We start from the raw sequence: 18,888 nt of genomic DNA, 5'->3' as shown, positions 1-18,888 counted from the left end.
CTCTCCTTATTCAATTCCGCCTTTGTTTTGCAGACTTGTGGATTGGCGGTTCTTCGCCCATAACTGAGCCGCCCAAATGGCAAACAAAAGAGGAGCGGACTGGCGCACAAGAGCGTAAGGCAACCGCCACCACGGAAGCGATACGGCAATGGGCAGTATCCCGGCAGCTTGTACAGGAAGGAGGCTATACAGAATAACCGGCCAACGGAACACCATGTTACTTCCGCCTGGTAATATCAACGCCAAACTCAGCAAGCCTAGTGCCCAGGCCACAACGATGCCGGCGCAAAACCCGCAAAGCGCGGGCAGAAAATGAGTAAATCTTTTGACGGCCAGATAAACAATGAGAGGTAAAACTAACGATAAAATTCCGCTGCAGCGCACTAGAACCCAATAAAGATACCGGCCATGGGGCTCAAACGCCAGCGCCCAGAACCGCTCCTGGGCGAACCGCAGGAATAGAAGCGAGTAATAAGTCCAGACCAAAACGAATACGGCTTCCAGGCTCAACAACTTCCAGTGTTTGCGCAATTCTCCGGTTACGCTTGCCACGATTGCCCCCAAAACCTGCCGCCAGTACCATGCGACGGAGCGTCGCCGCTGGAATTCCTCGATCAGATCGCCAGCAAGGGCTTCGTTCCGGCCACCCCACAATAGATGTTCCAGCATCCAGCTTGCCAGCGCGGGTGGTTTGGATTTTGTCATGCCTTGCCTCCCTCCAGTTGTGGAAGCCCTCGCCACAAGGCAACAAGGGCTTTGCGAGTTTTCCTGACCTGTTGCAATCCCGCTTTGGTTACGCGGAAATATCTTTTCGCCCGGCCGCCGCGTTCCGGAGTCGGATCGCCGAGGCTGGACGAAACCATGCCCTTCTGTTGCAGCCGCTCGAGCGCGGCATAGACGCTTCCAATCCCAGCCTCGCGCCCGGTGATTTCTTCGATCACTGCCGCAATGGGGACTCCATAGGCATTCTCGCCCGCGCGGAGCAAAGCCAGCAGGACAATCAGTTCAAACTCCCCGAGCTGGGACCGCGCCGCCATTTCCTCAAGTATAGTGAAGAAACTGCTTTTTTGCAACCGCTATGCCAACGGTGGGGGATCGGCATCCGCCATGTCATCTGTAAACCTGCGAGGCGGGGAGGGGCTGGTATAATCACAAGTCATGCGTCCGGAGTTCACGGGGATTGCTTTTCAGGACCCATCGAAAGCCGAGAGCAACGTGGAACGCCTGGCAGGGCGGCTGGCGCCCGAGCTGGCGGCGCCTGCCGCATCGCTGCTGGCGCATTCGCCTGATCCTGACGGCGCGCTGAACCTGCTGGAGCGTTACGTTCTGGGCGCCCCCGAAGACGTGCTTTCTGACCTGCGCCTGTATCCCACTGCCCTGACCTACCTTGTGGCCATCTTCGGCTACAGCACTTTTCTGGCGGAAAGCTTTTTTGCCGATCCCTCCCTGCCTGCGCAGTTTGCGCGCGACCGCAAATTCACCAAACTGAAATCGCGGGAAGATCTGATGCAGGACTACGCGCGATTTTCCACCACGCATCCGGATGTATGGCTCTCCGCGCAACTGGCGCGCTTCAAGCGACGGAACTATCTGCGCATCGTGTTGAAGGATGTCCTGGGTCTTTCCACGCTGGGCGAAACCACGCTGGAGCTCTCCATGCTGGCGGATGTGATGCTGTGGAACGCGCTGATCTTCTGCGACCAGGAACTCGAGAAGCGTTACGGCCAGCCGCAGTATCGCGACGCGCAGGGCCGCATTGTGCGGAGCGGCTTCAGCATCGTCTCGCTGGGCAAACTGGGCGGCAATGAGCTCAACTACAGTTCCGACATCGACCTGCTCTTCCTTTATGAAAAGGACGGCGAAACGGCGGGCGGCAGCGAGCCGGACTCCATCATCAGCAACAAGGAATATTTTGTGCGCCTGGCGCATGCCATCACGCGCACCATCACGCAGTCCACGCCGCAGGGCCAGGTGTTTCGCGTAGACCTGCGCCTGCGTCCCGAAGGTGACATGGGAGACCTGGCCATCAGCCTGAAATCGGCGCTCGAGTATTACGCCAGGCGCGCGCGCGAGTGGGAATTGCAGATGCTGATCAAAGCCCGCCATTCGGTGGGGCAGGTGCGTGTCACCCGCGAATTCCTGCGGGGAGTGGAGCCCTACATTTACGGTTCGTCCGCCGATTTTGCAGCCGTGGAAGCAGTGCTGCGGTCGCGCGAAAGGATTTCGAAGAAGCTGGACCAAAGCCGAAGCAACGCCATAGACGTCAAGCTGCACGAGGGCGGGATTCGAGACATCGAATTCCTCACCCAGTGCCTTCAGCGGCTGCGCGGCGGGGAGGACCGCTGGGTGAGATCGGGCGGCACGCTTCTGGCTTTGCGCAAGCTGAATGACAAGGGATGGATCGCCGATCGCGATTACGCCGCCCTCGTCAGCGCCTATGAATTCCTGAGAAACGTGGAGCACCGCGTCCAGTTTGAACGGGGCTTGCAGACGCATCGACTGCCCGCAGAGGCCGACGCGCTGGACCGCCTGGCCCGCCGCACTGGAATGGACAGCAGCAAATCGCCGGGGAAAAGGCTGCTGCGAAAAGTTCGCGAGGCCTTCGCCACGGTGACGGAAATTCACCAGCGCATTGTGCGGCCCGATGCAACTCCCGTGCCGGGAACGGCCTATGCTCTGATGCCGTTGATTGCGCCCGTGGGTGATCACGCTCCACATTCTTATGCAGCATTGCTGGAATATCTTGCCGCGCAGGCGCCGGAGTTGTCGGAACTGATCCGGAACGCGAACCTTCAGGAGCGCAATCGCAAAAACGTTGCCCGATTGTTCGGCGCTCTGCTGGCTCACCCGGAGGCCTTCGGTTACGCGCGGCAGCAACCGGCATGCGTGGAACAGGCCATCAGAGTCGGCGCCTCAAGCGAATATCTGACCGGCCTGCTGGTGCATCACCCGGAAGATATCTCTGCCCTCGACTGCCGTCAACCTGCGAATCCGGCGCCCCAAGACCAGCCGGAAATGGAAATGGGAATCGAAAAGGCCGTCAACATGGAGCCTTTTGCCTGGGTGACAGAAGGGGCATTCGACGTTCGCGAAAAGATGGCTGCGCTGCGGCGGAACTTTCGCGCCACCGTGCTGGAACTGGGCTCTGCCGACCTCGCAGAACTGGGCGACATCTATCCCCGCCTGGAACGCTGGACAGAGCTTGCAGGCAGATCAGTGGCCAGCGCGCTCTCAATAGGCCATCAGGCAATGGAAGGCGCGGAGCATGGTGGATCCCTCAGTCTAAGCCAGACGCCGTTTGTGATTCTCGGTCTTGGCCGCCTGGGGCTGAGCGAGTTTGACCTGGCTTCGGACGCCGACCTGATGTTTGTTGCACCGTCCGATACCTCTCGTGAGCAGGTCGCTCACTGCATGCGCCTGGCCGAGAAGGTCATCGAGGTGATTTCAAGCTACACGCGTGACGGCACTCTGTTCGTGGTGGACACGCGCCTGCGCCCGCGCGGACAGGAAGGCGAGCTCGTGCCGACGCACTCCTCTCTGCTGGGCTATATCAGGGAATCCGCGCAGGTGTGGGAAGCGCTGACGTATCTGAAGGTCCGTCCGCTGGCAGGGAACGAAGAGCTCGCCGACAAACTGGCTGACGATATTGTGGCGGCGGTGATGGACCGCTTCCACAACCGCCCCGATCTCGAGGGCGAGTTGCAGATGATGCGGCACAGGCTGGAGAAGGAGAAGCACGTGCCGCCCGACAACACCAAAACCGCTCCCGGCGGCTACTACGACGTGGATTTTGCGGTCTCCTGCCTGCGCCTGCGGCATCGGGTTCCGGCGCCACACGGCGCCAACATGGCCATCCAGATTGAGGCGCTGCGTTCCGCAGGCGCGCTGAGCAGCGCGGACGCTGCGTCGCTTCGTCATGGAGCTGCTTTTCTGCGTACGGTCGATCATGCTGTCCGGCTGGTGACCGGGAAGGCAGCGGAAGGATTGCCGGCCCATGTCGGCCACCGCGACGCCATCGAGAACCTGGTTCGACACTGGGGACTCGTGCCAGGATCAGCGACTCTCGCCGAGAAGCTGAAAGAAGCGCAGCAACAAGTCCGTAATGTTTACCGCCGAATGATCGGCTCCGACTGAAGCCAGTTTTCCGAACCAGGGTAAGCTACTGGTAATGCAGGCTTTTTTGGATGGCCTTGAGTCGCCCTGAAGTGAGTTGTTACGGGCTCTTGACAGTAGGCGAATAAAAAGCGAAAATGGCCTCAGCTTTGCTTAAGGAGCTGGGGCTATGGAAGACCTGCTTCGCACGCCTGATGTCACTCTAACGCCGCCGAGGATGGCTGTTTCAGGCGATCAATCACGCCTGAGCAAAAGTACGCAAGCATCTTTACATCTCGCGATCCGGGAGGCAGGCAGCGTTCTGAGCACGCCATGCTGCAATGCTGTTCCCACAACGCCCAAGCTGGTCGGCATTGCTCGCCTGGCTCAGTCGAGTCCCCGCGTGCGCGAGCGAACGGGCGTGGAATACTTTTCCTTGCCTGCGCGCTCGGCGCTGAACCGGGAATCGAGCCGCCGGATGCCCTTCGCCTGGACGCTCAATCCCTATCGCGGCTGCGAATTCGGTTGCAAGTACTGTTACGCGCGCTACACTCACGAGTTCATGGAACTGCACGACGGCCTGGAGTTCGAGCGGAAGATTTTCGCCAAGCTGGGTTCGCCTGACCTGCTGCGCGCCGAACTGCGCCGTGCCCGCGATGGCGGACTGCCCATCGCGCTGGGCACCGCCACGGACCCTTACCAGCCGGCGGAAAAGCAGTTTGAAGTCACGCGCGGAATACTCAAGGTGTTCGGCGAATTCGAAGGTCTCGATTTTTCCATCACCACCAAGAGCACTCTGATTCTGCGTGATCTTGACCTGCTGGTCCCGCTGGCGCGCCGGCACCGCTTGAGCGTCCACATCACCGTCACCACGGTTGATTCGCGTCTCGCCCGCCTGCTGGAGCCGAAAGCGCCGCCTCCGCTCAAGCGCCTGGAGGCCGTGCGCCAGCTCGTCTCCGTCGGCATCCGCACGGGCGTGAACGCCGCGCCCATCATCCCTGGCCTCACGGATTCACCCGCGCAGCTCGAGAGCCTGGCGCGCTCGGCCTCGGAGCACGGCGCTCAGTCTCTTTTCGGCAACGTCCTCTTCCTGATGCCCAGCGCCATGGCGCAGTTCATGCCTTTTCTGGAAAAGCAACGCCCGGATCTCGTCCGGCGTTATCGCAAGCTCTTCCGTCACTCCGCTTATCTCCCTGCCGAATACAAGGACGGCATCTCCAAACTCGTCGCCGAATTGCGCGCCCGCTATGGCCTCAACGGAAAACTCGAAGAAAGTGCGGCTGCCCCGCTGCATCGCCAGCACGCGTTCGTATTTGCGTAGCCCTTTCTTCGTTGGGTCTAGTGGTTGAGTGTTGAACACGTGCCTCACCGAGGCGAGTGAGGTCCAGTCCAAACAGCTATCTCGGTCAGTGAAGCTCATGCTGCTGCAGCAAGTGGCGGACGCCGTCAGGCAATTTCGGCCGTTTAGATGCGCCGCGGGCAGCAGGTCCGCCCCCAGGGATCGGGTTCGCCAGAAAGGCATGGACCTCATTCGAAACGGGGTCAAAACCAATCCCCACAATCTGGCCGGCATTATTGATGTCGAAAGCGGTCAGCAAATATAAAGTCGTATCCGCAGGCACGACGGTGTTGAGGTCGGTGATCTGGCCGTTCTGCCACATAACCGCTTTCGGATTCCCGGTCGGCGGCGGGGCGTCTAACGAGGCCCCCACCACATCGCCTAGGCCGTTCATATTGAGGCCGCAGCTAACAACATCTCCGGGAAGCGTGCCGAGGTCATGCATTCCGGTCTTTTGGGTCCAAAAGAAGCCGTGGAAAGCTGTGCTCACGGAAGATCCGGACGTTGGGGCAACTGACGAGCAGCCCGTCACCTGGCCCCGGTCGTTGATGGCGAAAGCGATGTTTCCGAGGCCCGCCACATCCGGGTTTAACGTCCCGCCGAGGTTGCCAAGGTCATGAACGGAACCGTCGGCATCCCAGAGGACTGCGTGCGCTCCCGCGGCGAACGGAGCCGGATAGGTATCTGCGCACGAGCCCGAGGTGCCTACTGCCTGTCCCTTATTGTTGATCCCAAAGCCCTCGGCCATCGTATCGCCCGAGAGTGGATTTAACTGGCGCATCTGGCCGACGTTGGGACCCCATATGACCGCTTCAAAATCGAGAACCTGGGGTCCGACACCGTTCGGGTACGGCGTAGAAAGACATTGAGGATCCTTCGTGCCATTCTCGGCAGCGCCCACCATTTCGCCCTGGGTGTTGCTAAGGTTGACTTCGCCGTTATTTCCCCCGAGCAGCGGGAGCGCGGTCATAGCACCTTTTTGCCAAACGAAAGGCAGGCATTTGAGTCCGGTGGGAAAGCCGCAGAAATTCTCGCTATTCGGGTCCGAATCAGAGGATTCGGCGAAGCCTCCGGCCTGGCCGTTTGCGCCGATTGCAACTGCTCCGCTGTTTGGGCCCCCGAGCCCGGGCGTAGAGATGTCCACGATCTGGCCCCCTACCCACATGACAGCGTGAGAATTTCCGTCAACGTCATTGGAACTCCCAACTATCAGACCGTTGTTGTTGATATACCCGGCTGAGCTGAAAGTGCCGCCCGGCAGCGTGCCGAGGTCTGTAACGGAGTAACTGGAAGGGGGCGAGGCATGTGCCTGCCGCGGGAGCGGCGGATCTCCGCCGGCGCCCCCGCAGTTTAGAATCAACGCTGCCAGGGCAAACAGCAGCCCCCCTAGCAAGACTGGAAGAACTAATCCGGATTTCATATTACGCTGTTCTTGCAATCCACTTAAATTCGTTTTCGAAATGCTCAGTTTCATTGCTCCCTCCTTTTCGTGTCTAGTTGTGTCTCAATGCAACGGCGGATTCTTTTGATTTCCGCCGACTCGAAGCATGTCAGGAGCGATGGAAGGCAAATGCGGGCAGGTCCATTGGCTGGTTTCCAAACATGTCCCTTGCTTGAAACGAGCCACTCCCGGATGTGGGCTGTGGCGCCAGGTTCCGCAAGAGTAGTGATGTCGTCGAGGGCGATTCCGTCGACATCAGCACAACAGACCGGACACCAACCGCGAGTCACTTTTGCATGACCAACGACCATCAACGTCTCGGTCTCAATCGTGATTTTGGTTGTCTTCCTCACCGAGGGTCGATCCATTTTGGTCGCCGCTCCCGCTCAGGCTTCGGTTGAGCGCATCGTCTCCCCAGGGCGGATCAAAAGTCCTTAGGAACAGCCTCAAAATTTCTCAAAAGATTTAAAGGCGAGTTAATCCACACAAGGCAAACCACTTGCGCCGGATGCAGGTTCCAGGAAATCTGCGCGCAGGCGGTCTCAGGCCAGACATGCGCTCTCATTGACGAACGAAGACCCGCATGATAAATTTCGATCCAGCGTTACTAACGGGGCATTCCCGCTAGGAGCGAAGCCTCCGCTTCGTACAGTTATGGCTACGGGACCCAAAGTCCTCTACGAATTTGGCTCGTTTCGGGTCGATCCCGATAAACAGTTGCTTTTGCGACAAGGCTGCCCGGTGGACATGACGCCCAAGGCCTTCGAGACACTGTTGGCGCTGATCCGCCACAGCCGGGAAGTCGTGACCAAGGACGAGCTCATGAAAGCCGTCTGGCCGGATACCATCGTTGAGGAAGCAAACCTGAGCCAAAACATTTTCGTGCTCCGCAAAACCCTCGGCGACACCCCTGAAGCCCACCGCTACATTGTCACCATTCCTGGACGAGGCTACCGCTTCGCAGCGGACGTGCGCGCGGTGACGGATGACAGCGAGTCCTTGTTGATAGCGAGCCGCTCTCGTTCGCAAGTGGTAATTGAACAGACAGAAAGCACCGCTTCCGGAACTTTGCCCGCGCTCTCGCCGGGCCCCCTTCACAAAAAGGCTTGGAGTCGTCTGTTGCCGATCGGAGCGGCTTTGGGTTTGCTGATTATGGGCGCAGTTTTCTTCCTTTTCAGGCATCAGCCGACTCCCCTGGGGGAAAAGGACTTTATCTTGGTCGCTGACTTTACCAATACGACAGGTGATCCTCTCTTCGATGACACGCTTAGGCAGGGTTTGGAAGTACAGCTTGAGCAGTCGCCCTTTCTTCGCCTGGTCTCGGGGCAACGAATCCAGCATACGCTCAGCCTGATGGGCCAGCCGCCCGATACCCGCCTGACCCCGGCGGTCGCACAGGAAGTCTGCGAGCGGACCGCCAGCACCGCTGTTCTCGGAGGCTCGATTTCAAGGCTCGGGAGCCAGTACGTGCTGGGCCTAGACGCAAGGGGCTGCAGCACGGGCGATGTCCTCGCTGAGGAGCAGACCCAGGTGGCAAGACAAGAAGAGGTGCTGACCGCGCTCAGCCAAATGGCGACTGAGTTGCGGAGCCGGTTGGGCGAATCGCTCTCCACGATTAAAGAGCACGACACTTCACTCTCTGAGGCAACCACTCCTTCCCTCGAAGCGCTGAAAGCCTATAGCCAAGGCTGGAGAATTCTCTCCTCAAAGGGCGAATCGGCAGCCATACCGTTTTTCAGACGCGCCGTTGCGATTGATACCCATTTCGCGATGGCTTATGCGGTCCTGGGGCTCATGTATGGCCACTTGGGTGAGTCGGCTATTTCCGCTGAGAGCACCGGCAAGGCATATAAATTGCGGGATCGGGCGAGCGACGAAGAAAAATTCTTTATAGAAGCTTCCTACGAAGGACGCGTCACGGGAAACATGGAAAAGGCCCGACAGACTTGTGAGGCCTGGGCCCAAGCTTATCCACGCGATCCACTCCCGCACGGGTACCTGGGAGCGTTCATCCTGGTTGGTTTGGGAAATTATAGTAGGGCGCTCGAAGAAGCCAATAAAGCTGTGGTGCTGGCTCCAGACCTTGCACCCGTTTATGACATTCTTTCCTACGACTACGAATCTCTAAACCGACTGAACGATGCTGAACGAGTGCTGGAGCATGCCTCCGATCGCAACCTCATCGATCCAGATTATATTTTCCATCGCTATGCCCTTGCGTTTCTTAAAGAGGACAAGACGGGCATGGCGCGCGAAGCGGCTTTGGCCAAGGGAAACGCTGGAGCAGAAGATTGGACCACTGACTACGAGGCTTTTGCCTTTGCATATTCCGGTCAACTGAAGCGAGCGAAAGAGATGTTACGGCTGGCAGTGAGCCTGGCTCAACAGGCGGGCTTTCCTGAGCGAGCAGCTCTATTCGAAGCTGGCGCAGCCGCTTGGGAATCCTTTTTCGGAAATGCATCCGCGTCAGGGCGAATCGCACAGGAAGCGATTGAAGTTTCCAAAGACCGGGAAGTAGAGTATGGCGCAGCGTTTGCCCTGGCTCTCTCGGGAGATTCTCACCGATCAGAAGCACTGGCCAATGATCTGGAAAAACGCTATCCCGAGGACACATCGGTCAGGTTCAGCTATCTGCCCACGCTTCGGGCGCTACTTGCTTTGAACCACGGCGAGCCTTCAAAGGCTGTTGAACTGCTGCAAATTACGATTCCTTATGAGCTAGGCGAGCGAATGAGCAGTATGCACGGGAATTTTGGGAATCTTTATCCGGTCTACGTGCGAGGAGAAGCACTCCTAGCGTTGCATCAAGGCGCTCAGGCCGCTGCGGAATTCCAGAAAATTCTCGATCATCGAGGGATTGTCGTCAGCGATCCTGTGGGTGCGATAGCGCGCTTGCAGCTCAGTAGGGCGCTCGCACTAGACGGAGATAACACCAGAGCCAAGGTCGCCTACGGCGATTTCCTTAAACTCTGGAAAGACGCTGACCCCGGCATTCCCGTCCTCAAACAAGCCGAGAGCGAATTTGCGCGATTGCAATGAGCTGCGGGACTTTTGAGCGGAAGAAGACTTCGTTGGCGGGGCCGTGATGGATTGAGGCGCTTACTCAGGGCACGACAGATTTGGCCACCCAAATTCCAAGTCTCGTCTTGCGCAGAAGGGGCGGTCGCCCATCGTGGGGTGGGAATCCAGCGGCAAGTGCGATTGTTGATCCAACAAAAAACCTCGAGGTGGTGCGCTGCGCGCACAATCCCTTGCCCCATGCTTAAGGCAGCGGTTCCCAAAACGGAAAGCCTGGCTACCTGCTCGCAATCGTAAATCGCTCAATCATTCAATCGTGGGCGTCGGCTTGGCGTCTGGAAAAACTTTTCTGGAACTTCGGCCGGGGCGGTGGTGTCTATATGTGCAGAAAGAGGAAAGCGCAAAAGCGATAAGGCGCCTTTTCGCGAACCGAAGATCGACCGGAAGTTTAAGAAGCGCTGCCCCACTGCCGGTGAGCCCGGCGGTGCGAGGCGTTTGATGGAGATCGCAGGCGGTGCGCATGAGGAGCACTGCGCCTTGAGGGCGAGCCCGAGCGCTTTTGCACCGCAGCCTTTGATCGTCCGCGCCAGGCCCGTTGATCGCAAACACTGCTGAGACCGCGATGCAAGCTCGACTCGCGGTGAGGAAGGTGAGAGATGCTGAGTGACACACTGCTCGATTCATCGCCGACCCGGGAAGCGGTGCTGCATGGCCGGCACTGGCTGACGACGGTGACCGCGGCTGTGGCAGGCTTCTGCCTGGCCTGGTTCGGGCTGCCGCTCGCGGAAGCGCCACAAGCAAAAGCGCTGGCTACTCAGTCATGGGTTGTGGCGGCGATTTCTTTCTTTTCCGCGCTGATGCTGGCGTATGTGTATGCCGACTCGCGGCATTTGGGTCTGCGCAGGTGGCCGTGGATGGCGCTGACCTTCCTGTTGAATCTCGGCGGTTTCGTCGCCTACCTGGTTTACAGCGCGGCCAAAACCAGCGACTGGAAACGTGCGAGCCTCCCGGTCGCTTATATGATCGAGGTGATGGCGATCGGCGTCATGGTGATCATCCCGCTGGTTCACTCCGAGGCGCTGCCGAAAGCTGCATTGGGCCGGGTAACCATTCTTCCTCCGCCCCCGCCCGCGCCTCCTCCTGCTGCTCCCCGTGTACCAGTTCAACGAATTACCGTGGAGGATTTGGAGAAGGAGCCGGCTGTGGTTCCGAAGGCCCTTCCCAAATTCCGAAGCCAACCCGTCGCCCCTTCCAGCGGCGTTGGGGTTGTTGGAAGCGTTCCGGGTTTGCCCGGCGGACAGGACGGAGTGATCGGCAGCTTGATGCTCCCGACGGCGCCCGCACCGCCGGCTCCGGCAAAGCCTGCCACCCCGGAACGCATGAAGATCGGAGGCGTGGTCGAAGCAGCCAACCTGATCTATGGTCCGAAGCCCGCCTACCCCCAGCTTGCTAAACTGGCCCGCATCCAGGGCACTGTGCGGCTGGAAGCTCTGATTGCAACGGACGGCACGATCAAGGGCCTGAAGGTCGTGAGCGGGCATCCGCTTCTGGTGCACGCGGCGCTTGAGGCTGTCGAACGTTGGCGATATCGACCGACACTGCTGAACGGTCAAACCGTGGAAGTGGAAACCGAGATTGACGTAAACTTCTCTCTGGAACAGTAGGAGGGCTTCAACCATTGCCCGGCGCCAGCCTCCGCAGGGCGGAGTCAGCGGTGAGGATGGCCGGCAGCCGGGGCGGGTGGTCGGCTCCTTAATCATCCGTAACGGGGCGTGGCGCGTCGCCATTAACGTAGCGAAGCACCGTGTGGTTCTGGACGGAATCGAACCATCTTTGTCTGAACTCCTTGCCCTCGTCGGACATCAACCACTTCCGGAAGTTATCGGCGTGCTGCTGTGATGGCCAGAAAGCCTCATTCAAATATTTCGGACGGCGCTCGGGTCTGCCCTGGACGTAGTTGCCCTGAATGCCGTCAATGAACACCCACGTCTTGCGATCCAGGCATCCATAGCGTTGGGTGATCTCATCCAGACGGGCGTCCAGCCACTCAATGAACGACGCCTCCTGCACTCCAGGCTTGACATCAAAAACATGGACCACTCGGAGCATGGCGCACCACCTTGAATTGTTTTTTGAGAGCCCACAGGATGTTACCGCCGCAGCATTGAAATTTCAACTCTACAAAGTTTATGGCAGTGACTCAGTTTGATTCCTGGCACGGACGTCCTCGCCGGTGCTTCCCTGAAAAGACACGGCCACGATGGCCGCGCCACAAAGCAGCGATCGAAATGAGTCAGCATCAATTTCCAGCCCCGAAGCCGTGGAGGTTGCGGCAACGAACGAAAGTCCGCTTTTCTTTGCAGAGGCACTTGCGCTAATCTTCTGAAGGCATCCCGAAGAGCGGATGCACGCAAACGTCAATTTTATCGGGGGTCTTAAGATGGCGGATATCAACATGCCCATTGCCGGGGCAGGGTTTGGCCAGACGTCACGAAGGGACCTGTGGTGGGTGCAGCCGTTGATGGTGTTCCTGGGCCTTTCGGCTTTTGTGGTTTACGCAACGTGGGCGGCCCTCCAGGGAACGCATTACCGCTTCGGTCCCTATCTTTCGCCTTTCTACTCGCCTGAATTGTTCGGCGATCCCGCGCACGCATGGTTCGGCGCCAAGCCATCATGGTACCCAGGCTGGTTCCCCTTTTCTGCAGCCATCCTGATCCTGTGGGCGCCGGGAGGGTTTCGCGTCACCTGCTACTACTACCGGGGAGCCTATTACAAGGCCTTCTGGGCTGACCCGCCCTCATGCGCAGTGGGGGAGCCGCGCAAGTGCTACCGTGGCGAGCGATCGTTGCCCTTAATCCTGCAGAACTTTCATCGTTACTTTCTCTACCTCGCGTTGCTTTTCCTCGTGCTCCTCGCAACCGACGCCTGGCGGGGCTTCTGGTTCAACGGCCACTTCGGTGTCCACGTTGGGAGCCTTGTGCTGCTCATCAATGTGATTCTGCTGGGGGGCTACACGCTGGGATGCCACTCGCTTCGCCATCTGACCGGCGGACTGATGGCCGCGTTGTCACCGGCCCGCAGAAAAGCCTATAGCTGTGTCAGCGCGCTGAACATGTACCACATGAGATACGCATGGCTCAGTCTGTTCTGGGTAGCCTTTGCGGATTTCTACGTGCGAATGTGCTCGATGGGAATATGGACGGACTGGAGGATCTTCTGATGCCGGAATACCAGGTTCACGAGCACGACGTGCTGGTGATTGGCGCGGGAGGAGCCGGGCTTCGCGCGGCCATCGCAGCCTCGGCAGCGGGCGTGTCCGTGGGGATCGTCACCAAAAGTTTGCTCGGCAAGGCCCATACCGTGATGGCAGAAGGAGGAATTGCGGCGGCGCTTGCCAACGTGGACGAGCGCGACAACTGGAAAGTCCATTTCGCGGACACAATGCGCGGCGGCCAGTACTTGAATGAGCCGCGCATGGCCCAGATCCATGCCCAGGAAGCGCCGGACTGCGTTCGTGAGCTTGAGGCGTGGGGGGCGGTGTTCGACCGGACTGCCCAGGGCAAGATCCTGCAACGCAACTTCGGGGGCCACAAATATCCGCGGTTGGCGCATGTGGGGGACCGCACCGGTCTCGAGATGATCCGCACCCTGCAGGACTACGGAATCCACCAAGGGATCGACGTTCACATGGAGTGCGTCGTCATCACGCTGCTGAAAGACGGTGACCGTGTCGTCGGGGCCTTCGGCTATGACCGCGAGCGGGGGCGCTTCCAGCTCTACCATGCCAGGGCCGTGGTCCTGGCGACGGGCGGAATCGGACGCGCCTATAAGATCACCAGCAACAGTTGGGAGTATACGGCGGACGGCCTGGCCCTTGCCTATCGTGCCGGAGCGGAACTCAAAGACATGGAATTCGTGCAGTTCCATCCCACCGGAATGGTCTGGCCCCCGAGCGTGCGCGGCATTCTGGTGACCGAAGGCGTCCGCGGTGAAGGAGGGACTCTCAAGAACAAGGACGGCCGGCGGTTCATGTTTGACGACATCCCTCCTCTCTACAAAAATCAAACAGCAGATAACGCCGAGGAGGGCTGGAGATACACCCAGGGTGACAGGTCGGCGCGCCGTCCGCCGGAACTGCTCACCCGCGATCACGTCGCGCGGGCGATTGTGCGGGAGGTCCGGGAAGGCCGCGGCAGTCCGCACGGCGGTGTATTCCTGGATATCGCATGGATCAGGGAAAAAATGCCGCATTCGGCCGAACACATCAAGAGAAAACTGCCCAGCATGTATCACCAGTTTAAGCAGCTTGCAGATATCGATATCACAAAGGAACCCATGGAAGTTGGCCCCACCACCCATTACGTGATGGGCGGCGTGCGGGTCCACCCGGAAACTCAGATGTCGACGGTGCCGGGCCTGTTCGCCGCTGGCGAGTGCGCCGCCGGCTTGCATGGCGCGAACCGCCTGGGCGGCAACTCGCTTTCGGACCTGCTGGTTTTCGGCAAGCGCGCGGGCGCCCACGCCGCTGCTTTCGCCCAGGAGCATCAGGCAGGCCAAGTGAGCGCCGAAGAGGTGGGGGCGGCAGCGCGGCAGGCCCTTGAACCCTTCGACCGGCCATCAGGCGAGAGTCCTTTCCTCATCCAGCGAGACCTGCAGGAAACCATGCAGGACCTTGTGGGAATCGTGCGACGGGAGGAAGACATGCATCGGGCGCTGGAAGTGATCGAACAGTTAGGCGAAAGAAGACGCCGGGCGGGCGTCGTGGGAAATCGGGAATACAATCCAGGCTGGCACACGGCACTGGACCTCTCGAACCTTCTTCTGATTTCCGAAGCCATCACCAGGGCGGCAATCGAACGCAAAGAAAGCCGGGGCGCGCATTTCCGAGACGATTATCCCGGCCGAGACGATGCAAGCGGGAAATCCAATCTTATAATTCGCCAGGGGCCTGACGGGAAAATGCAGATTGCCCGCAAGCCGCTCCCGGAATTGCCGGCAGAGCTCAAGCAGATCGTCGAGGAGATGAAATAATGGCGACGGCAACCTTCAGGATTTGGCGTGGCGACTCCGGTGGCGGGGAGTTCCGGGACTACAGCCTCGAAATATCACCGGGAATGGTGGTCCTGGACGCGGTTCATGAAATTCAGGCAAAACAGGCGCAGGACCTGGCGGTGCGCTGGAATTGCAAAGTTGGCAAATGCGGGTCGTGCTCGGCGGAAATCAACGGAATGCCGAAGCTGATGTGCATGACGCGCCTGAATCAACTGCCGCTGGATGCGCCCATCACCGTCCAGCCCATGCGGACTTTCCCCTTGGTCAAGGACCTGGTCACGGACGTTTCATGGAATTATGAGGTGAAGAAGAAGATCAAGCCTTTCAAGCCGCGCAAACCGGATTTTCCCGATGGCACCTGGCGGATGGTCCAGGAGGACGTTGACCGCATCCAGGAGTTTCATAAGTGCATCGAATGCTTCCTGTGCCAGAACGTGTGCCACGTGCTGCGCGATCATCGCCTGCATCAACAGTTCGTTGGCCCGCGGTTCTTTGTCTACGTCGCCTCACTCGATATGCATCCCATGGATATCGAAGATCGTGTGGAGGAGTTGAAGAACGCAGAGGGAATTGGATTCTGTAACATCACGAAATGCTGCACGAAGGTGTGCCCCGAAGAAATTCGCATCACCGACAACGCCATCATTCCGCTTAAGGAACGCGTGGTCGACCGCTATTTTGATTTCCTCAGAATAGGGTTCAGCCGGCTTCTCGGCAGAAAAGACCGTCGTGCCTTACGCAATCGGTAATCCGCTTCCCCGGGTCAATTCTGCTCCGCGGATTCATCGAGGGACATCTCAATCTCTCCCCACTCGCGCATCATCTCGCCAATGGCCTGGCGCAATTCTTCAATTCTCCTCGAGAGGCGGATGGATCCCTCCGCGCTCCTGAAGTTCGCCAGCTCGAGCTCGCAGGAGGCAATTTCCGCTTCCGCGCGTGCGATAGCTTCTTCGAGTTCCTCGCCGCGGTCCGCCATTCGGCGAACCAGGATTGGATTGAGTCTTTTTGCCGCGATGTCCTGTTCTTCCTTGCTCTTATTTCCGTTAGCATTGGCAGGCATGGCAGGCTGTGTTTCAGCCCTTGTATCGTCCGGGCGTGGAGGCCGCCCATTTTTCTGCCACAAATAGTCCTCATAGTTGCCTGGATAGTCGTGGACCTCTCCGCCGCCGATTTCGAAGACGCGCGTGGCCAGATGATCGATGAAGTAGCGGTCGTGCGAAACGAATACCACCGTGCCCGTGTATTTTCCCAGCGCCTCCAGCAGAACGTCTTTGGCGCGCAGATCCAGGTGGTTGGTAGGCTCGTCGAGCAGCAGAAAATTCGCCGGACGCAGCAGCATGCGCGCGAGGGCGTAGCGATTGCGCTCTCCGCCGGAAAGCACCCCGACTCGCTTAAAGACTTCGTCCTCAGAAAACAAGAAGCTTCCCAACAGCGTGCGAAGTTGGGTCTGGCCGCTAAGCGCTGCCGGCGCCACGCCCCCAATGTCATCAATCAGGCGCGCTTCCGGGTCGAGCGCCTTATACTGGTCCTGGGCAAAGTAATCCACTTCCACATGGTGACCCGGGAGCGTCTCGCCGGCTGTCGCCGGTTCCACACCTGCCAGCAGCTTGATCAACGTCGATTTGCCGGCTCCGTTCACGCCCACCAGGGCCACGCGGTCGCCGCGCTTGATGGCGAAGTTCACGCCCGCGAACACCTGCTTATCGCCGTAGCTCTTGGAGACCTCACGAAATTCCGCTACCAGGCGCCCGCTTGCCGGCGGCTGTGGGAAAGAAAAGCGAATGGTTTTCTCCTCGGACGGCAGCTCGATCCGTTCGATCTTTTCAAGTTCTTTGATCCGGCTTTGTACCTGCCGTGCCTTGGTCGCCTGGTAACGGAAACGATTGATGAACACTTCCAGATGATGGATACGGTCCTGCTGGTTCCTGTAAGCAGCCTCAAGCTGCGCTTTGCGTTCTTCTTTCTGGGTGAGATAGCGGTCGTAGTTGCCCGCGTAAAACCAGGCGCGCCGGTTCCAGATTTCGACGACCTTGTTGACCGTGACGTCGAGAAAATAGCGGTCATGCGACACCAGAACAACGGCGTGTGGATAGTCTTCGAGATACTGTTCAAGCCAGTTGCGCGATTCCAGATCGAGGTGGTTGGTGGGCTCATCCAGCAGCAGAAGGTTCGGCCTGGTCAGCAGGAGCTTGGCCAGCGCGATGCGCATCTGCCACCCGCCGGAAAACTCCTCGGTCAGCCGCGCTTGGTCGTCCCGCGAGAATCCCAGGCCGTTGAGCACTGCGCCCGCTCTAGCTTCCAGTGAATACCCATCGCGATGCTGGAACTCCGTCTCCAGGGCGTGGTAACGCTCGGCCACTTGCGCGTATTCCTCACTCGCCGGGTCAAGGTCCGCCATGCGGTGCGTGAGCTCCTCAATCTCCGTTTCCATTTCGAGCAGGTTTCCAAACGCCGAAAGGCACTCTTCGAGCACACTGCGGCCGGCGAGTTCAAGACCGTCCTGGGGAAGGTATCCGCGGGTGATGCCCCTGGCTGTGGAGAGTGTGCCAACATCCAGAGTTTCAAGCCCGGCCAGCACTTTCAGCAAGGTCGACTTTCCGGTGCCGTTCGCGCCCACCAGGCCGACGCGGTCGCCCGGCGTCAGAAGCCAGTCGAGGCCTTCGAACAGTACCTTGGGTCCGAACTGCTTACCGCCTGAAGAAAGCTGAATCATGATGGGATCGCAGCCCCACGCGTCGCGCGGGGCCGGTTGCACTCTCTCTAACTATATCAGGCGGCGGCGTAGAACAGATGTCTCGAAACTCGGCGGCAGAGCGCCACTTGCTATTCTTCTTCAGGTCGAAACACGCACCTCTAATGGAATCATCGGACAGGTTTGATTTTGGCGGTTTTTATTGCCTTACACAACGCAAAGCTTCATACTTGCTACGCCTTTGCAATGTCACCCATCGACCTTAACCAAAAACGAGGATTAATGCGCGACGTAGACAATTCGGCGCTTCCTGCTCCTTCCATTCGCATCCGGCGGATTCAAAGGACAGCGCTGGCGCTTCTCGTTTTCAGCGGGGTTATCAACTACGTTGATCGGGCCAGCCTGGCCGTTGGCCTGCCGCTGATCCGGCAGGACCTGGGAATTTCCATTGCGCACAGTGGCGTCCTGCTCTCGGCGTTTCTTCTGGTTTATGCCTTCAGCCAACTGCCTGCCGGGGCGGTGGTGGACCGGTTTGGCGCGCGGCTGGTGCTTTCGGCTGGGCTCGCCCTGTGGTCATTTGCCCAGGTGCTCGGAGGAATGGTCACGAGCTTCCGGCAGTTTCTGGCGGTGCGCGGCTTGCTGGGGCTCGGCGAGTCCCCGCAGTTTCCAAGCTGCGCCCGCATCGTGGCGGACTGGTTTGCGTCGCGGGACCGCGGCCTGGCCACCGGCATCTGGAACTGCTCCAGCAGCCTGGGAACAGCGATTGCAGCTCCACTGCTTACCATTCTGATGCTGCATTTCGGCTGGCGCTGGATGTTTATCACCATGGGAATCGCCGGCCTGGCGGTGGGGATTGTTTTCTACACCCTGCATCGTGATCCCAAACACCTGCGCCTGACCGACGCCGAGAACGACTACCTTTCCAATGCAGACCGTGAGACGCAGCCCATGGCGTGGCGGGACTGGGGGCGGCTGTTTGGGTTCAGCACGACGTGGGGAATGGTGTGCGGGTTTTTTGGCATTGTGTACATGTCCTGGCTCTACTTTGCCTGGCTGCCCCAGTATCTCGAAATCCAATGGCATCTCAGCATCGCCAATAGCGGCTGGATCGCGGCCATTCCCTTCACTTGCGGGGTTGTGGGCAGCTTGATCGGAGGCCGAGTTTGTGATGCCCTTTCGCGGCGCGGTTATTCCACGATCCAAAGCTGCAAGATTCCCCTGGTCTGCGCCTTGTCCGGAGTGGTCCTCTGCACG

Annotated in this window: 13 protein-coding genes; 8 read left to right on the top strand and 5 right to left on the bottom strand. The window is 59.1% G+C overall.

The genetic code is table 11. The features are described from left to right. Positions 1-6: 6 nt before the first annotated feature. Positions 7-552 carry a hypothetical protein gene (locus VFQ24_08875; protein ID HET9178454.1) on the bottom strand — a complete coding sequence of 182 codons (546 nt, stop codon included), beginning with the start codon at positions 550-552 and terminating at the stop codon, positions 7-9. 149 nt (positions 553-701) lie between these two features. Further along, positions 702-1,073, bottom strand: a complete 372-nt coding sequence (locus VFQ24_08870; GenBank protein HET9178453.1) for a helix-turn-helix transcriptional regulator — start codon at positions 1,071-1,073, stop codon at positions 702-704. Positions 1,074-1,158: 85 nt separating this feature from the next. On the opposite strand from VFQ24_08870, the gene VFQ24_08865 reads away from it, so the two are divergent. Together VFQ24_08865 and VFQ24_08860 are read left to right on the top strand one after the other, a co-directional pair. After that, positions 1,159-4,134, top strand: coding sequence for a hypothetical protein (locus VFQ24_08865; protein ID HET9178452.1), 2,976 nt, complete (start codon positions 1,159-1,161; stop codon positions 4,132-4,134). A 148-nt stretch (positions 4,135-4,282) separates the two neighbouring features. Beyond that, positions 4,283-5,413: a radical SAM protein gene (locus tag VFQ24_08860; protein HET9178451.1), complete on the top strand. Its 1,131-nt coding sequence runs from the start codon at positions 4,283-4,285 to the stop codon at positions 5,411-5,413. Between the two features lie 85 nt (positions 5,414-5,498). On the opposite strand, the gene VFQ24_08855 is transcribed toward VFQ24_08860, so the two are convergent. Next, positions 5,499-6,905, bottom strand: coding sequence for a hypothetical protein (locus tag VFQ24_08855; GenBank protein ID HET9178450.1), 1,407 nt, complete (start codon positions 6,903-6,905; stop codon positions 5,499-5,501). A gap of 621 nt (positions 6,906-7,526) precedes the next feature. Here VFQ24_08855 and VFQ24_08850 point away from each other — a divergent pair. After that, entirely contained in the window at positions 7,527-9,911 is a 2,385-nt protein-coding gene (locus VFQ24_08850) for a winged helix-turn-helix domain-containing protein (protein ID HET9178449.1), read from the top strand. Between the two features lie 635 nt (positions 9,912-10,546). Next, on the top strand, positions 10,547-11,554 hold the full coding sequence (locus VFQ24_08845; GenBank protein ID HET9178448.1) for an energy transducer TonB: 1,008 nt from the start codon (positions 10,547-10,549) through the stop codon (positions 11,552-11,554). A gap of 88 nt (positions 11,555-11,642) precedes the next feature. Here VFQ24_08845 and VFQ24_08840 read toward each other — a convergent pair whose 3' ends face one another. After that, a complete protein-coding gene (locus VFQ24_08840; protein HET9178447.1) occupies positions 11,643-11,999 on the bottom strand; it encodes a hypothetical protein in 357 nt (118 codons plus the stop codon). A gap of 331 nt (positions 12,000-12,330) precedes the next feature. Here VFQ24_08840 and VFQ24_08835 point away from each other — a divergent pair, with 331 nt between their 5' ends. Genes VFQ24_08835 through VFQ24_08825 form a run of 3 tightly spaced genes read left to right on the top strand, consistent with a single transcriptional unit; the run spans position 12,331 to position 15,691 of the window. Then, positions 12,331-13,110, top strand: coding sequence for a succinate dehydrogenase (locus tag VFQ24_08835; GenBank protein ID HET9178446.1), 780 nt, complete (start codon positions 12,331-12,333; stop codon positions 13,108-13,110). After that, positions 13,110-14,921, top strand: coding sequence for a fumarate reductase/succinate dehydrogenase flavoprotein subunit (locus VFQ24_08830; protein ID HET9178445.1), 1,812 nt, complete (start codon positions 13,110-13,112; stop codon positions 14,919-14,921). Before VFQ24_08835 ends, VFQ24_08830 begins: the two co-directional genes overlap by 1 nt. Then, a complete protein-coding gene (locus VFQ24_08825) occupies positions 14,921-15,691 on the top strand; it encodes a succinate dehydrogenase/fumarate reductase iron-sulfur subunit (protein ID HET9178444.1) in 771 nt (256 codons plus the stop codon). Before VFQ24_08830 ends, VFQ24_08825 begins: the two co-directional genes overlap by 1 nt. Positions 15,692-15,705: 14 nt before the next feature. Here VFQ24_08825 and VFQ24_08820 read toward each other — a convergent pair whose 3' ends face one another. Further along, positions 15,706-17,655 carry an ABC-F family ATP-binding cassette domain-containing protein gene (locus tag VFQ24_08820; GenBank protein ID HET9178443.1) on the bottom strand — a complete coding sequence of 650 codons (1,950 nt, stop codon included), beginning with the start codon at positions 17,653-17,655 and terminating at the stop codon, positions 15,706-15,708. Positions 17,656-17,916: 261 nt separating this feature from the next. Between VFQ24_08820 and VFQ24_08815 the strand changes: the two genes are divergently transcribed. Next, on the top strand, positions 17,917-18,888 hold a 972-nt coding region (locus VFQ24_08815; protein HET9178442.1), incomplete at its 3' end, for an MFS transporter.

This window comes from Terriglobia bacterium, from assembly GCA_035712365.1.
Taxonomy (GTDB): domain Bacteria; phylum Acidobacteriota; class Terriglobia; order UBA7540; family UBA7540; genus SCRD01.
Note: the sequence above shows the minus strand (reverse complement) of the source record. Positions and strands in the feature narration are given on the sequence as shown.

Coding starts and splice junctions, on each gene's coding strand:
- VFQ24_08865 (HET9178452.1), top strand. CDS start 1,159: ATGCGTCCGGAGTTCACGGGGATTGCTTTTCAGGACCCATCGAAAGCC.
- VFQ24_08850 (HET9178449.1), top strand. CDS start 7,527: ATGGCTACGGGACCCAAAGTCCTCTACGAATTTGGCTCGTTTCGGGTC.
- VFQ24_08855 (HET9178450.1), bottom strand. CDS start 6,905: ATGAAACTGAGCATTTCGAAAACGAATTTAAGTGGATTGCAAGAACAG.
- VFQ24_08835 (HET9178446.1), top strand. CDS start 12,331: ATGGCGGATATCAACATGCCCATTGCCGGGGCAGGGTTTGGCCAGACG.
- VFQ24_08825 (HET9178444.1), top strand. CDS start 14,921: ATGGCGACGGCAACCTTCAGGATTTGGCGTGGCGACTCCGGTGGCGGG.
- VFQ24_08840 (HET9178447.1), bottom strand. CDS start 11,999: ATGCTCCGAGTGGTCCATGTTTTTGATGTCAAGCCTGGAGTGCAGGAG.
- VFQ24_08845 (HET9178448.1), top strand. CDS start 10,547: ATGCTGAGTGACACACTGCTCGATTCATCGCCGACCCGGGAAGCGGTG.
- VFQ24_08820 (HET9178443.1), bottom strand. CDS start 17,655: ATGATTCAGCTTTCTTCAGGCGGTAAGCAGTTCGGACCCAAGGTACTG.
- VFQ24_08860 (HET9178451.1), top strand. CDS start 4,283: ATGGAAGACCTGCTTCGCACGCCTGATGTCACTCTAACGCCGCCGAGG.
- VFQ24_08830 (HET9178445.1), top strand. CDS start 13,110: ATGCCGGAATACCAGGTTCACGAGCACGACGTGCTGGTGATTGGCGCG.